The following is a 15907-nucleotide window of genomic DNA, read 5'->3' on the forward strand; positions in this document are numbered from 1 at the left end:
CCTCTCATTGGTAGCCAAACATTTCAGATCCCCCTAAATCCCCCGATAAATTGGGGGACTTAGATTCTTCCCCCTTTTTAAGCTACGGTGTACACACAAGTCTTTGAGAGTGGTCTCATAGGCTTTTGATCCCCCCAACCCCCCGATAAATTGGGGGGCAAAAGTCTCTTAAAGTCCCCCTTTTTAAGGGGGATTTAGGGGGATCTCCAATGATTTTGGGTTTCTACAGCTTTTGAAGGATTCCCTACGGGGAATTTACAGGGATTTAGGGGGATCTCCAACGATTTTGGGTTTCTACAGAGATGTGTGTACACCGTAGCCTTTTTAAGGGGGGCTGGGGGGGATCTCTAAGTGCCTAAAATCACAGCCAAATACTTGTTCATTCAACCTCTTAGAGAAAAGTCTATAGCGGTTCTCATTTATGTGAGGTACACCTGTAGGGGAAATTCATGAATTGCCCCTACACCTTACGAGATGATGTTGCACCACATTTGAATGGGAACCGCTATAACGTACCCTAATTTATTACAATTTCAACTTTTCACCCCGAATTGAATAATCTAACAACTCCATTGGGTGAATAACTGAAATCTTCTTACCTTGTAATTGCAAATGCTTTGTAATTTGCAAAGTACACCCCGGATTAGCAGAAGCAATTAACTCAGCACCAGTATTCAATAAATTCTGCACTTTTTGCTGACCCAATTCTTCCGAAACTTCCGGTTGCAGCATATTATAAACTCCAGCACTGCCACAACATAAAGCTGCGTCTAGTGGTTCTCTCAACTTCACCCCTGGAATTTGTCGCAATACTTGACGCGGCTGCACGCTAATCTTTTGACCATGCAATAAATGACAAGCATCTTGATAAACTAAATTCAAAGGTTCATCGGTCAATGGCGACAATTTCGCTGTTAATCCAACAGTTGCTAAAAACTCTTGAGCATCTTTAACTTTAGCTGCAAAATCCTTTGCCTTTTCTCGATAGTCTGGATCATCTCCTAAAATGTGACCATATTCTTTTAAAGTATGACCGCAACCAGCAGCATTGATAATTACAAAATCGACATTCGTGTTAGCAAAACTATCAATCATCTGCCTTGCTAAAGCTTTCGCCTGTTCTGTTTGTCCTTGGTGTTCGGGAAGTGCTGCACAACAACCTTGAGATTTGGGAATCACGACTTCACAACCATTCGCCGTTAAAACCCGCACCGTTGCTTCATTCACTGGAGAGAAAAACAGCCGTTGCACGCAACCCAAAATTACCCCGACTCGGTAGCGCTTTTCACCTTTAGCAGGAATCACACTAGGTAAATTATCTTGAAAAGATTTGAGAGTAATTTCTGGCAGAATTGATTCCATTGCTGCCAAACGAGGCGATATTTTATTGAGTAAACCTGTAGCGCGAAAGAATTTAGCAAAGCCCAATTTTTGATAAACCAACAACGGAACTAATAAAATCCGTAAAAGATGAGGATAGGGAAACAGAGAAAATATCAGTTGACGAAAAAATTGATCTGATAAACTGCGGGGATAATTTCGCTCAACTTGGTGACGAGTTGCAGAAATCAACTTTTCATACTGCACCCCAGAAGGACAAGTACTCACACAAGCAAGACATCCCAAACAAGAATCAAAATGTTCTACAGTTGCCGTATTTAAAGCAATCTCACCCTCATTAATTGCATCCATTAAATAGATGCGTCCTCTAGGAGAATCCATCTCCTTACCAAGCACCCGATAGCTGGGACAAGTCGAAAGACAAAACCCACAATGTACACAACTATCAATCAACTTCGGATCGGGTGGATGACTTTCATCAAATCCCTTCAAATTCTTTAAACTAGCCGTATTATTAACAGAATTTTCTGAAACTTGCATAATTATTCTTTCCCCTCTCAATCTCAGCGTCCTCAGCGTCTCTGCGGTTCGTTTTCTTAAATCCCACCTACAAACCGACCAGGACTTAAAATATTCTTACTATCAAACTGTTCCTTAATACGGCGCATCAAAGGCAAAGCATTCCCCGTATAACCCCAAACATCTATTTGTTCTTTAACCGCTATTGGTGCTGACAAAATTGTTAAAAAACCTCTATTAACTTGAGTGCGATTGCGCACCTTCAAAACTTGATTTTTACCCTCTAATTGTAACAAACCCAAACCACTACTTATATGAATTAAACCCAACTCCACCTGAGTCAAAATCTCCACAGCAGCAGTAGGTAACACTCCTATTTTGCAGGTAATGACAGATTCTGTAGCAGTAGTATGTATTCGTTTTTGCAATCTCTGCCATAGATTAGCCTCATCATCATCAGCAAAAATTGCCCCATCTAAACCCAACTTTTGCCCAACTTCCAAAACTCGGTTTGACTGTTCCTTAACACTCTCACTAATACTTTGAAAGCGGGCAATTAATCCCAGTCCATCACCCAAACCTAAGCTAGACACCAATTTAGTTGATAGCAAATCAGCCTGAACTGGTGTTAATGCCGAACCTCGGAGGATATCAGCCGCTTGGGATACAGCCTCAGCACTACCAGTCAGTACCACCGTCCCCGATGCCTCTGATAGCGGATACAAGCGAAAAGTTAGTTGACTAATAAAGCCTAATGTGCCATAAGACCCAGTAAGTAATTTCATCAAGTCATATCCGGCAACATTTTTAACTACTCTTCCCCCAGCTTTAGCGATTTCTCCATCAGCACGGACAAAGGTAACGCCTAGTAACTGGTCGCGCACACTACCATAACGTTGCCGCAGAGAACCTGTATCACCCGTGGCGACAATACCGCCAATGGTTGCTGATTCTGCTGCTGTGGGGTCAAGGGCGAGAAATTGCCGCGATTTTGCTAAAAGTGCTTGAAGATCCGAAAACTTCATTCCAGCTGCTACTGTGACAGTCAAATCGCCAACAGCATGTTCAATCAATTGGTTGATGCGTTCTGTACTAACTACGACATCAACGCCCTTAGCTAAACCACCCCAGTTAAGTTTACTACCACTACCACAGGGGAGGACGCGCCAGTTGTGACTGTGAGCTTTGGCGATGACTGCGGCTAGTTGTTGTTGGGTGCGGGGATAGACAATGCAACTGGGAGATTTTCCAGAAGTTATAGCCTGTTGGATACGGTTTTGCTGGCCTATTTCGATATTTTCCCAAAGGCAAATAGCATTTTCTTCACCGATAATAGATGCAAAATCAGTAGCGCACACGCCTTGCGGCCTGTCGTTAGACATCGCTTTCATTGAGTTTATTTTTTTACGCCCTACATCTAATTTACTGGTTAAACTGACCAAAAAAGCGTATTGCCGTATAAACAGCGATGCCTACGGTAGGCATCGCCAACTCTCCTTAGATTAAGAATTCATTCTGAGGCGAGCTAGATGAGAATAAAATAGCCCTAGATTTAGGGTAGACCGAAAAGTTCTGCGATCGCTTAATTCTCTCAACTTTACTTTTCAATAACAACCGCCTCTGATACTTCATCAAAACCCACTGTGTTGCGCTTCATCCTCAGACTCAAGCATGGCGACGCTGCGCGTCTATTTTTGTGGGGCTTTCACGCTTTTGCTAAATTTCTTGCAAAAACCTCTTGATTTTCATCGCCGATTATGAGACAGTCTGATTTAACATCTATAAAATACGGTAAATCGATAAACTTACCGTACTTTATAGATTTACTAGAAGTAAGCAGGTGGTTTTAGCTATGCTTTAACTCCGGCAAGATACTATCAGACTCAAGTACAGAAGTCTAACAGCCATGTGATTAAGGCATCATACCAGCACTGAATGCTTACATGACTTTCAGGAGAATCATCTCCAATGCAAGTTACCTTCCAGTAGAGTAACCTCAGATTTCATCCCAAATCCGGTAATATTGCCCTGTTTCTATGGAAATAGGTGTATTAGGTGTGGCTAGTAGTTCTAGCTTTCAGATGCTCATGTATTCACTCATGACTAGATTTTTGCGTTATTTTTTACCAGTGGAGAATATCTCATGCAAATAGATCCTAATTCTCATCAAGGCTTCGAGCCAGATACTCAGGCTAATAGCGAAATAGAGAAACCGAAGCAACCCCGTGTAGCTAGCAAACGTTTTTTTAGTACTCATGGCAGCAGACGCTCATTTCTCGGTCGCGCTGGTTTGTTTAGCGCTGCTAGCGTTGTTGCCGGAGTTTTAGGTTCACCTCTCTCCTCAAAAAAAGGAGGAGATATTGTACAAGCTCAAGATGTCAACAGACGGTATAACCGAGCCTTCGACTACAACAGGTTTGTTGATAAAGCCTATCGAGTCCGTGTTGAAGCAGCCAGAGTTGAACGGAGTATTAACATTCCGCCACATCCGACCAACGGCGATGAGGAGCGTTATCCTAACAAAATCGGCTCTGACAGTAGGGGACTACCGCATAATGGGCTTGGCGAAGTTAAGTTGGAAGCTTACAACTCTTTGACCAAAGCCCTGACAACGCAAAACCCCAATGATTATGAAAATATTATCTTGGGTGGCGGCAGAAAGCTGGTCAATCCTCAAGGCCCCCTCGCAATTAGCCTAGAAGGAATCAATGCAGCGCAGATAGCAGTACCACCACCACCTGCTCTAGCTAGTGCAGAACGCGCTGCTGAAGCAGTTGAACTCTACTGGCAAGCTTTACTTCGAGATGTACCTCTTTCCAAGCTCCAAAACAATACTGACAATCCAAAAGTCTTGGCAGCTGTAGAAGACCTCAACAAGCTTTCGGCCTTTCAAGGGCCAAAACAAAATGGGCGTGTCACCCCTCAGACTCTATTTCGTGGCAGTGTCAACTACGTCAATCTATACAGTTTAGGTATAACTACAAAATATGTTATTCCACCAGGGGTACTAGATGGGCCTTACATCTCACAATTTTTGTTGCGAACTATTCCTTGGGGAACTCAGTCCGTTTCACCACTGATTCGTACTGCTCTTTCTGGTAATGATTTTCTACTGGATTTCCAGGAATGGTTGACTATTCAGAATGGAGGTAGTTCTGGGAAGTCTATTAAATACGACCCTAAAAACCGTTACATAGTCACGGTTCGGGATTTAGGTGAGTATGCCCATATTGGCGGCCCTACATACCTGGGAGCCTCCTTGATTCTTGGTGGTATCAATGCACCTTTGAATCCGGGCAATCCCTACGTGAGATCGAATACTCAAATTGGTTCTAATGCAACCTTTGCAGCCGGACATTTCCAAGCCTTGCTTAACTTGGCTAGCTCGCGTGTGATTAGAGCCTCATACTGGCAGAAGTATTATGTACACCGCATTCTGCGCCCGGAAGCTTATGGTGGGCTAGTCTACAACAACATTGTCAATAAAACGAAGTATCCGATTAATTCTGAGCTTTTGAATTCCAAAGCTTTAGCTCAGACCTTTAGCACCTTCGGCACCTATTTACTACCCCAAGCATATCCAGAAGGATCGCCAACCCATTCCTCCTATACAGGCGGTGCGGCTGCTAATGCTGGCGTTAATGTTACACTATTGAAAGCATTTTTTGATGAAAACTTTATTATCCCCGATCCAGTAGTGCCTGACCCCAATGATCCCACAAAAGTAATTTCTTATAGTGGGCCACCACTGACTGTAGGTGGAGAATTGAATAAACTGGCGACGAACTATGCTATTGGTCGCGGTCATGGTGGTATCCATTGGCGTTCAGATGGTTCAGCTGCTTTGGCTTTGGGAGAAGAGGTTGCTATTAGCCTTCTCAGGGATGAGAGACTGGGTTACAACGAAATATTCAATGGGTTCACCTTCACAAAATTTGACGGTTTAAAAGTCACAGTTTAAATCCATTTTCGGTATTTACAATACTCTGCACAATATTAGGTGACAATAAGTTTAACTTGCCACAGACAATCACAATAGTGGTAAACAGTGTGGGTAAAGCTTTGAGCTTTGTCTGCTGTTGTATTAGTGAACTACCCTGGCGTAAGACAGACAGTCAGGTATCTTACCAGAAAATCGTGGGGATTCGTCATCCATCTGGAATTGATTTTTTGCTTATGTAAAAACTCTCTTCCAGATGTAATCCTCAAAGCTTGGCTCACAATCCCCACCTTATGAGTACATTGAAGCTGGGGAATTCCGCGACTCGTTAACAGCGCTCGCGCTTTGGTTGGGTAAGGTATTAGCCTTATCCAACCTATATTTTTAGGAAACTTTACAACCACAGATAACGTAGTGGATCTATGAAGGGGCGACATGAAGTCTATAAGTAGTTAAACAAAATTAATTACACAATGTCATTGCGAATGGAGCGTAAAGCCTTCGGCATAGCTTCGCTTAACGCGGTAGCGTCTCGTAGAGATAGCGAAATGAAGCATAAGTCCTTCGGACACGCTTCGCGAACGCGGGGGCTGGGATTGCTTCGCTTTGCTCGCAATGACTGTAATTAATTCTGCATGGTTACTTAAAGCTAACTATAACTCCATTGCTGTTCAATTTTAAAAGCTAATTCACCCAATTCCTAATGATTTTTTGGTATGTTTCAACTGTTTCCAAAGAATGTGAATTTCTTTGTAAGCCTCTTCTGGAGAAAGTTTGCCACTAGTTTGCAGGTTACAGATGTAGCTCACCCGTTGAGAAAACTCTTGGAGATTAGCATTAAATACCAAATATTCTGGCTTCAACTGCCCATAATACGAACTACGAGGATATAAAAAATCGCAAAGTTCTGATAAAAAATCAGGTTTATGGTTCATATAATTTGGGATTTATTAGATAATAGCAAAATTCAATAACCTCTCTTATATCGTCCTGATGGCAAGTTGAAGATGTCAGGAGAAAAAAGGAAAAAGTAGTAGATAAGTTAATTTAACTCACCTACTACAGTTAGAGTTAGGAGACAATTGGGATATATAATATTTTATGTTAGTAAAATTCATAGTTTGAATAGAATAAATGTTTTTGGAGAGAGGTATAGATATAGTCTATTAATTTGAATATTGCTATAAAAGTGTAATTCTAATAGCGAAAATTTATGTTTCTCTGATTAACTTTTATAAAAAAGTAACAGATGGGTAGAAATTACCCTCTGTTACCAACAAACGGAGGTATAAACTTGATTATTTAATTGGCATGAACCAATTCTTGAGGCGCGGCGGCATCATAAGCTACAGCTTTAACAAATTCCTTAAGAACATCTTTGAGTCTTTGCTCAATTTCCTCATCTAACACGACGCTGTTATCAGCTTGTCGTTGAATTTGTTTGTCTACTGCATAAACAGTAGCTAAGATATGCCGCGCTCCTAATTCAGATAGTACAGGTTTTAGAGCATATTCAATTGCCAATAAATGAGCGATCGTTCCACCAAGGGCAATTGGTAACACGGGTTTACCTGTCAATGATTTTTGTGGTAGCAAATCTAGAAATGTTTTCAGCACTCCTGTGTAAGCAGCTTTGTAGATTGGGGTGGCAATAATCACACCATCTGCCTTTGCTAATAAAGCTTTTGGCTGTTCTAAAGCCGGGCTGTCATATCGTCCAAAAACTAAATCTTCAGCAGGTAAATCTCGAACTGAAATAATGTCTATATGCAAGCCTTCTTGTTGTAAAAGCTTGGCGGTGTATTCGACCAAACCAGATGTTCTAGATGGATGAGTTGGACTACCTGCGATCGCTAGAATATTTGTCATGCAATTAAACTCCTAATGTATTAATTAATGGGCATGGGGCACAAGGGGGATGAGGGAGATGAGGGGGAATTATTTAAGAAGTTTCTTCCCCAATGCCCAATGCCCAATCCCCAATGCCCAATTCCCAGTACTCTAAACTTTACTAGGATATGGATGTGGCTTTCTGATTATGCTGCTGCTTAGGGAAATCTTCATTTGCCACAATCTCGCCAAATGGACTTAAGACATGTTGCTTCTCCACTGTGGGCAGATTCTCTAAGGGCAAATGGGGAAATAGAAGTTCTGCAACTCGATAAGCTTCTTCTAGGTGGGGATAGCCAGAGAGGATAAAGGACTCAACACCTAAATCTGCATATTCCAAGATCCTGGCGGCTACGGTTTGGGGATTGCCGACTAAGGCCGTTCCCGCACCACCCCGCACCAAACCTACTCCCGCCCACAGATTCGGGCTAATCTCTAATGCCTCACGATTACCGTGGTGTAATTGAGTCATGCGTTGTTGCCCAACTGAATCCATCCGCGCATAAGCTTTTTGAGCTTTAGCGATCGCTTCGTCATCTACATATTTAATCAAATCATTGGCTGCATCCCAAGCTGCACTCTCGGTTTCGCGCACAATCACATGTAGGCGAATCCCAAACCGCAAAGTCCGGCCTTCTGATAAAGCAAGTCTGCGAACTGATGCAATCTTTTCAGCTACTTGTGCCGGTGGTTCGCCCCAAGTTAGATAGACATCTATGTGCTTGGCAGCGATTTTTTGAGCAACAGGAGAAGAACCGCCAAACCACAAGGGTGGATACGGCTTTTGAACAGGTGGAAACAGCAGTTTTCCATTTTGAATATTCAGATAATCGCCTTGAAGATTAGCTTGTTCTCCACTAGCGATCGCTCGCCATACTGTCAAAAATTCATCTGTTAATTCATAGCGCTGATCGTGATCTAAATGCAAGCCATCTCCCGCTAACTCTACGGGATCGCCTCCTGTCACGACATTAATCAGCAAGCGTCCACCAGAGAGGCGATCGAAAGTCGCTGCCATCCGCGCCGCTACTCCAGGTGATACCAAGCCGGGACGAATCGCTACCAAAAAACGCATTTGTCGCGTTAGTGATAGTAGCGTTGACGCTACTATCCAAGCATCTTCGCAAGAACGCCCCGTGGGTAGCAATGCCCCTGTATAACCAAGGTCATCCACTGCTTGGGCAATCTGTCGCAGATAGGGAAAGCTTACTGCCCGTCCACCTGTAGCAGTTGCAAGGTAACGTCCGTCGCCGTGGGTTGGGATGAACCATAGTAGCTGCATGAGTCCTGTCCTTATAAACTACGGTAAAACGATAGAAATACCGTGCTTTGTTTATAGTTTTAGAGTATCACATATTCTACTTAAACAAGCAAGAAGTTTTTTCTAAAACTACGGTATTTCTATCAAACCAATGTATATTAAACCGTGTTCAATAAGTTTGCGATCGAAAAAATTGGGAATGGGGACTTTCACCCTTTTATTCGTTTATAGGACTAGTACAGCGCGGCGGAAATAAACCACCCATTCCAAATCAATGAAACCCTCATGCTGTATTCGTTTTTAATTTTTAATTTTTAATTTTTAATTCCGCCCTGCGGTACTAGGGCATGTTTTCAAAGTCTTAGATCCCCCCAACCCCCCTTAAAAAAGGGGGCAAAGAGTCTCTTAAAGTCCCCCAATTTATCGGGGGATTTAGGGGGATCTAAAAAGTTAGGAGGCTAAACGAGCAAGTTTGAAAACACGCCCTAGTCCTAGTTTAAATAAATTTTATTTGGAAGTACCTGAATGTTTTTGTTTGGCAACGTCACTTAATTTGGCTCTTAAATCTGTCCATTTGATACCTGCTAGGCTAGGTAAAACAACATGAGCGGCTCCAACTCGTTCAACAGGGCCAAGTCCTATTGCCCACATCCCAGCAGCTATAGCCGCGTCAATGCCAGCTGCGGCATCTTCTACAACTACAGATTGTTCTGGTTCGATTCCTAGCTGCTTGGCTGCGTATAGAAATAGGTCGGGGGCTGGCTTGGGTTGCTCTACACTATAACCGTCAGCGATCGCATCTATTTTGTCAGTAATACCCAATCGCTCGATCACTGTGCGGGCATTTTTGCTACCTGAACCAATGCCGATTTTAATCCCAGCTTGTCGCAGTTCATCCAAAAGAGCGATCGCACCTGGTAACAAATCCTTGGATGTCATATTTTGCATCAGTTCCACATAGTAGCGATTCTTACGTTCCATCATCTCTTGGATTTGTGCTTCCGAATATGGTCTATCCCCAAGAATCAGCATCAGAGAAGCACGACGAGATACACCCCGCAGCGCTTCGTTGTCCTGCCGATTAAATGGTATACCTTCTTCATCTGCTAATTGCTTCCAAGCTAGGTAATGAAGTTCTGCTGTATCTGTCAGCACACCATCTAAATCAAAGATAAATCCTTGGATGTTGGGAATTGGGGATTGGGCATTGGTTATCTGCGTTATCTGCCTTGTCTCCTTGTCTCCTTGTTCCCTTCTCACCATACCCAATCCCCGATGCAAATCAAAGTCATGCCATTTATTGTCCCAATGCAGTTTAAACTTTAGGCGCGTCCAGCCATCAGGCAGATGAGGGTTAGCTATGGGGCCATTTTCGGTGATTTGGATGCCACCGAATCCAAAAATTACAGCTTGCCAAATGCCGCCAGCACTAGCGCCATGAATTCCATCGCTGGTGTTACCTCTGTTATCTTCAAGATCCACCATTAAGGCGTGCATAAATACTTTATAAGCTTCCGTGGATTTGCCCAAATCGGAAGCTAAGATGGCATGAACTGCTGGGCCAAGGGAGGAACCATAAGTAATATCGGTGCGGGGTGCGTAGTAGTCCCAGTTTGTTTGCAATGCTCTTTCGCTGTAGGGAAAATCTGCTGATTCTCGCATTAAATAAAGAAGCATTAATATATCTGGCTGTTTGATTACTTGATATTTGTTTGTTTGATCGACACCTAGGACAGCTTGCATGGAGCGATCGCGCTTTTCATTGTCTGCTAAATTTATATCTTCTAAGTGGAAAAATCCCTCGCACTGCTCAATGAGTTCTGTTAATGGGTCATAGAGAAACAATATTTTGTCAATAATATCTTGCCAGTGCGTTCGCTCTTGGGCGGTGAGTTGCAGTTTCTCTTCTAATTCTCTAGCTCGTTCGGGGAATTTTTGAACCAACCAATCATAGACTGCGATCGCTTTCTCTAAATGCCATTGCGCCATCCGGTTTGTAAAAGCGTTGTTGTGGACGAGTTCATGGTATTCATCCACTCCGATGACTCCCCGAATTTCATACTTTTGGCGCTCAGGATTAAATTCTACCCGGCTAGCCCAGAAGATTGCAGTATCCAAAATTATCTCTGCACCAGACTTTTGCATCCACTCATTATCACCAGTAGTTTGCCAGTAATTCCAAGCGGCGTAAGGGATATCTGCATTGATATGAATTTCGCGATCGCGACACCAAATCCGCACGTCTTCACCATAAAAATCATTTCCCAGTGCCCAACGTGGTGTTACTTCATCTCCACTATCAGCACTTTCCCAGGCGAACATTGCCCCTTTATAGCCGTAATGGGCTGCCTTGCGTCTAGCTCCTGGTAAGGTGTGCCAACGGTAACTGAGGAGGTTTCTAGCGATCGCTGGTTGGGTAAACAGAAATAGGGGCAGCATAAAAATTTCTGTATCCCAAAAGATATGACCGCGATAGCCAAATCCAGAAAGAGTTTTAGCCGGAATGCTCACGCAATCGTCATTTGGCGGGCCAGCAATCAGCAGTTGAAATACGTTGTAGCGAACGGCAAAAGTAGCTTTGCTATCTCCCTCAATCAGGATATCACTTTGTTGCCAAACGTCATTCCATGCCTCCTCATTGGCTTTTAGGAGGGTTGCAAAATCTGGTAGATGGGCGAGTTTTTCTTGAGCGGCTGAGACTGGGGTTTCAATCTCCCGTGAGGTAAAAACTGTTACTAATTTTTCTACTATTACAGTCTGTTGCGCCTTCGCCAAAAAGTTAGTACTTAAGGTTGGATAACCAGGTGCAGTATTGACTTGCAAAGATGCTTCAGCGCCTAATATTGTTACCTTTGCTCCCATCCCAAGTTCAATTCGAGAGTGGCGGGTACGGCGTTGTAACCAGATTCCTTCGTCTGTTTTGCCTTGATCTAGTCCTTCCCAGTGATTGAAACCCTGATTTTCGGGATAGCCGTTGATACTAGCTTGAATTTCGATTAACCCATCAAAATCTACTGGCGTTATCTGGCAGCGTAGCGCCAAAATGTGGGGATCTGCAAGACTAGCAAAGCGTTCAAAGCTAATGTCTATGGTGTTCCCACTGGGAGAACGCCAACGTAAAGCACGGGTGAGTAGTCCTTGACGGAGATCGAGTTGGCGATCGTAGCTTAATATCTCACCTTGATCGAGACGGAAGCGATCGCCATTCACAATTACTATTAAGGGTAGCCAGTCAGGGCAATTTACCAGTTCAGTGTACACCACTGGCACATCGTCGTAGACACCATTGATAAAAGTACCGGGTAATGCATGAGGATATCCTTCCTCAAAACTGCCTCTTGTTCCCAAGTATCCATTGCCGATTGTAAAGACGGTTTCTTTAGATTGCAATTGGTCAGGGTCAAACTGGGTTTCGATTAATATCCAGTCTGTGTAAATAAAATGGCGAGAACGGTCTTTTGTTTGCATAGAATGGAGAATTTAGTAATTCGTAATTGGGACTGGGTTGGAGATTTTTAGGTGGATTCATCCAGTTCTGAGGTGGATGAACGGAGTTCCGAGATGGATTCATCCAGTTCTGAGGTGGATGAACGGAGTTCCGAGGTGGATTCATCCAGTTCTGAGGTGGATGAACGGAGTTCCGAGGTGGATTCATCCAGCTCTGAGGTGGATGAACGGAGTTCCGAGATGGATTCATCCAGTTCTGAGGCGGATGAACGGAGTTCCGAGGTGGATTCATCCAGTTCCGAGGCGGATGAACGGAGTTCCGAGGTGGATTCATCCAGTTCCGAGGCGGATGAACGGAGTTCCGAGGTGGATTCATCCAGTTCCGAGGCGGATGAACGGAGTTCCGAGGTGGATTCATCCAGTTTTGAGGCGGATGAACGGAGTTCCGAGGTGGATGAACAAGTATCTGAGAGGATGTTTGAAAAGTGGTTAGCTGTGATTTTAGGCACTTGTTGATCCCCCCTAACCCCCCTTAAAAAGGGGGGAATCGGAATTAAAGTCCCCCTTTTTAAGGGGGATTTAGGGGGATCAAGATATGTGCAACTTCACATTAAATTGGTATAACTCCCCTTCTTTATAGACTCAAAATCTCCAATCTACTCCCAATTACGAATTACGAATTACGAATTACCCCCATGTGCTTTTCTAAAATCTTTTCGGCTCTAGGTTTATAAATGAGATGAAATAAGGTTTCCATATAGCGATCTCTGGCTTCGTTATTTTCTGGAGCCACAAAGTTCCAAAAAGTAAACATTTTTGCAAGCAGTAGTAATTGATTACTATGCAAATGCCAATTGTATCGATTATGAATTCGTTGACTCATCCATTCTGAGACTTCGTACCAATACTCAGGATGAATATCACATTTTTCAATGAAATCTAAAATTTTCTTTGCTGTTTCTTCTAAGTCCGTAGGATTAACATTAAATCGGTTTTCTTGGTTTTCGATAATTTCTAAAGAACCGCCAAATTGAGTAGTAAAAGTAGGCAAACCAGAAATCATCGCTTCCAAAATACTCCGGCCGAAGGATTCAAAGCGGGCAAAATGGACATAAATTCCCTGAGAATCTGCAACTACCCGGTAGGCTTCGCCGAGTTCAATACTAGGGATACGCATCCCCACCCAGCGAATCTTGCCAGAGAGATGATATCGATCGATAATGTCGTAGAGTTTTTGAATTTCTTCTGCTTCTTGTGGGTTTATAGCTTCATCTGGATGCAGTTTACTACTTAAGATAATCAGGTTACAACGTTCTTGTAACGCCTGACTTTTACCAAAGCATTCAGCTAAACCAGTGAGATTGTTGATTGAAGTAATGGTATCAACGGCAAAGATTGGTCGCTTATTAGGGCGATCTAAGTTACCAAAGATTTGGGGGTCTTCGCGGCTAAATAGTAAATCGTGGACTTGTGTACGAAGGTGAGAATCTCGGTCTTCTTTTTGACTATAGGGAAAGAAAATATTCTCATTTACTCCCGGCGGCACTAAGTTGAATTTAGGACTAAACAAATCAATGCCATCAACTACATGATACAACTGTGGCATTGTAAACCACTTATACGACTCATATTGACCTATTGTGTCGGGTGTGCCAACAATTTCTTGATAGGACGATGTGATAATGAAGTCGGCGGCATTCATGCTAATCAAATCGGCGGTGAATTGTACGGAGAAATGATATTGTTCTTCTAAATCTTGCCAATATAAATTACTAAATAGATATTTAGGTTTTGCCAAAGAATGAGCAATGTTGCACTGGGTAACTTTCATCCGGCGAGATAGAAGGAAGGCTACTAAGTTACCGTCGCTGTAATTACCAACAATCAGATTAGGTTTGACTTTAAATTGAGCTAGTAATTCTTTTTCTGCATCTATGGCAAATTGTTCTAAATAAGGCCAAATCTCAAATTTAGAAATCCAATTGTTAGTGATTTCTGGATTGAATTCACCAAAAGGAACGCGCAATATCCAAGCATTCTCAGTATCTTGAACTTTTTCTAAACGCAGATTACAAAATGTTCCTTCACAGTTGGGGATTAGCCGAGTCAGAATAATTATATGTGGTTTAATGCCTAGCTGGTCTAGTCCAGCGAGTTTAATTTGTTCCTGTAGTTCGTTTTCTAAGCTACGTGCTTGTTCAAGGACGTAGATAACTTGACCGAGTGTTTCATCTCTTCCTAAAACATCTTCCTGTCCAACCCAGCCATGAATGGAAATGAGAACGACGCGAAAAACGGCGGGGACGCGAGCTACAAATGCTTCTAATATGCCAGGTTCTGGGGAGTAAATGAGTCGGTCGAGGAGTTCTAGGGTTTCGGAAACTCGCGCCGCAGTGTTACCCCAACCCGGTTCAAAGCCGAGTTTTTGGAGGTCGAAGCGGAATTTTTCATAAGGTTCATCAGGCGATCGCTCATTTAGCAAATTAAGTGCTAACTTAATTTGTTTGGCTAACTCAATACCGGAGGGAATGCGATCGCTAAACAGTAGGCGAACCCCATTGTTTTTTAGGCCCTGTAATGCTTTAAACAGCATTTCTACCCAATATTCGGGGTCAGTCAACAATTGATTGCACAGGTAATGGTTAAGGAAGGCTAAACCTTGACCAATATTTCTGGGATCGTCGATTCTTGGAGAACCCTCATAAAAGGGGTGGAGGTCGATTTCGAGGATGTCGGGTTGGTAGCGGTTGACTAAGCGATCTCTTACATCTAGCAGTACTTGCGGTGTCATCTGCTCGAAGTTATTAAAATCGGCTGTCAGTCGCCAAACTTCCTGGTTAGCAATTTTGGGTCGAACCACGAACCAAGTATTTTCCTCTTCGATAATTATTTCGTGAGTGTACTGTATCAGTTTGCCAACAGAAGAAGAGTGGTAAAAATAAGCTGGCTTTTGGGATTGATGACAGTAATCGGCAAAAGCTTGCAAAATCTCGTTTCTCAGAAAATAATGCTTACCTGAAGCACTCAACGTAGAAATCAACTGATGTAGAGCAGTTTTTTCATCACCGTTGAAAACAGCTTGAACTAGTTCATACATGATGACGAATTCCAAAACTTTGGCTAGGCCACGACCTCATTTTTTTGTCCTAGTCTCCAGCTTCTATGAGGTACATTTTCCTTCCAATAGTAGGTAACTATCTAGAATACTCGCGTCTAGCTTTGGGATGAAAGAGTGCGAAAACTTCAAATCAATGGGATGAGGGAGTTTGGAGTTATAAGTATGAAAAGCGATAGCGGAACGAAGTAATCCCTTAATCTCATAGTTTATGCGATTGCTTGTCTACGACACGCTGCGCAAACGTCGTTCCTCCTCTCTACGAGACGCTGTTCGCGAACGCAATGACAAGCTCAGGTGAGCGATCGCACAATCCTATTGCTAGATGACGAAACCAAGTACTAGGGGGAATTTTAAGACTTGTGTGTACACTGTAGCCGATATATTGGGGAGG

The 15907-nt window shown here is 43.0% G+C and carries 9 protein-coding genes; 2 read left to right on the top strand and 7 right to left on the bottom strand.

The window, feature by feature from the left end:
- Window positions 1-525 precede the first annotated feature (525 nt).
- Window positions 526-1881: a (Fe-S)-binding protein gene (locus tag GTQ43_RS24660; RefSeq protein WP_265275341.1), complete on the bottom strand. Its 1356-nt coding sequence runs from the start codon at window positions 1879-1881 to the stop codon at window positions 526-528.
- Window positions 1882-1937: 56 nt separating this feature from the next.
- Entirely contained in the window at window positions 1938-3251 is a 1314-nt protein-coding gene (locus tag GTQ43_RS24665; RefSeq protein WP_265275342.1) for an FAD-binding oxidoreductase, read from the bottom strand.
- 752 nt (window positions 3252-4003) lie between these two features.
- Here GTQ43_RS24665 and GTQ43_RS24670 point away from each other — a divergent pair.
- Window positions 4004-5821 carry a vanadium-dependent haloperoxidase gene (locus GTQ43_RS24670; RefSeq protein WP_265275343.1) on the top strand — a complete coding sequence of 606 codons (1818 nt, stop codon included), beginning with the start codon at window positions 4004-4006 and terminating at the stop codon, window positions 5819-5821.
- Window positions 5822-6489: 668 nt separating this feature from the next.
- Here GTQ43_RS24670 and GTQ43_RS24675 read toward each other — a convergent pair.
- The 4 genes from GTQ43_RS24675 to pgmB form a co-directional block, all read right to left on the bottom strand.
- Window positions 6490-6735 (bottom strand): hypothetical protein, encoded by a 246-nt coding sequence (locus GTQ43_RS24675; RefSeq protein WP_265275344.1) that lies wholly within the window; start codon window positions 6733-6735, stop codon window positions 6490-6492.
- A 367-nt stretch (window positions 6736-7102) separates the two neighbouring features.
- Window positions 7103-7669 (bottom strand): NADPH-dependent FMN reductase, encoded by a 567-nt coding sequence (ssuE, locus tag GTQ43_RS24680; RefSeq protein WP_265275345.1) that lies wholly within the window; start codon window positions 7667-7669, stop codon window positions 7103-7105.
- Between the two features lie 142 nt (window positions 7670-7811).
- Entirely contained in the window at window positions 7812-8972 is a 1161-nt protein-coding gene (gene ssuD / locus GTQ43_RS24685) for an FMNH2-dependent alkanesulfonate monooxygenase (RefSeq protein ID WP_265275346.1), read from the bottom strand.
- 486 nt (window positions 8973-9458) lie between these two features.
- Window positions 9459-12419, bottom strand: coding sequence for a beta-phosphoglucomutase (gene pgmB / locus GTQ43_RS24690; RefSeq protein WP_265275347.1), 2961 nt, complete (start codon window positions 12417-12419; stop codon window positions 9459-9461).
- A gap of 51 nt (window positions 12420-12470) precedes the next feature.
- Here pgmB and GTQ43_RS24695 point away from each other — a divergent pair, with 51 nt between their 5' ends.
- Entirely contained in the window at window positions 12471-12914 is a 444-nt protein-coding gene (locus GTQ43_RS24695) for a hypothetical protein (protein WP_265275348.1), read from the top strand.
- Between the two features lie 157 nt (window positions 12915-13071).
- Here GTQ43_RS24695 and GTQ43_RS24700 read toward each other — a convergent pair whose 3' ends face one another.
- The gene (locus GTQ43_RS24700; RefSeq protein WP_265275349.1) at window positions 13072-15495 is read right to left on the bottom strand and encodes a sucrose synthase; all 2424 of its coding nucleotides are present in this window, start codon (window positions 15493-15495) and stop codon (window positions 13072-13074) included.
- Window positions 15496-15907 lie beyond the last annotated feature (412 nt).

The sequence above is a fragment of the Nostoc sp. KVJ3 genome (genome assembly GCF_026127265.1).
In the GTDB taxonomy this organism is placed as follows: Bacteria; Cyanobacteriota; Cyanobacteriia; order Cyanobacteriales; family Nostocaceae; genus Nostoc.

What these genes read in the sequence shown, in the direction of transcription:
- GTQ43_RS24665 (WP_265275342.1), bottom strand. Translation starts at nt 3,251, where the DNA reads ATGAAAGCGATGTCTAACGACAGGCCGCAAGGCGTGTGCGCTACTGAT.
- GTQ43_RS24700 (WP_265275349.1), bottom strand. Translation starts at nt 15,495, where the DNA reads ATGTATGAACTAGTTCAAGCTGTTTTCAACGGTGATGAAAAAACTGCT.
- ssuE (WP_265275345.1), bottom strand. Translation starts at nt 7,669, where the DNA reads ATGACAAATATTCTAGCGATCGCAGGTAGTCCAACTCATCCATCTAGA.
- ssuD (WP_265275346.1), bottom strand. Translation starts at nt 8,972, where the DNA reads ATGCAGCTACTATGGTTCATCCCAACCCACGGCGACGGACGTTACCTT.
- GTQ43_RS24670 (WP_265275343.1), top strand. Translation starts at nt 4,004, where the DNA reads ATGCAAATAGATCCTAATTCTCATCAAGGCTTCGAGCCAGATACTCAG.
- pgmB (WP_265275347.1), bottom strand. Translation starts at nt 12,419, where the DNA reads ATGCAAACAAAAGACCGTTCTCGCCATTTTATTTACACAGACTGGATA.
- GTQ43_RS24660 (WP_265275341.1), bottom strand. Translation starts at nt 1,881, where the DNA reads ATGCAAGTTTCAGAAAATTCTGTTAATAATACGGCTAGTTTAAAGAAT.
- GTQ43_RS24675 (WP_265275344.1), bottom strand. Translation starts at nt 6,735, where the DNA reads ATGAACCATAAACCTGATTTTTTATCAGAACTTTGCGATTTTTTATAT.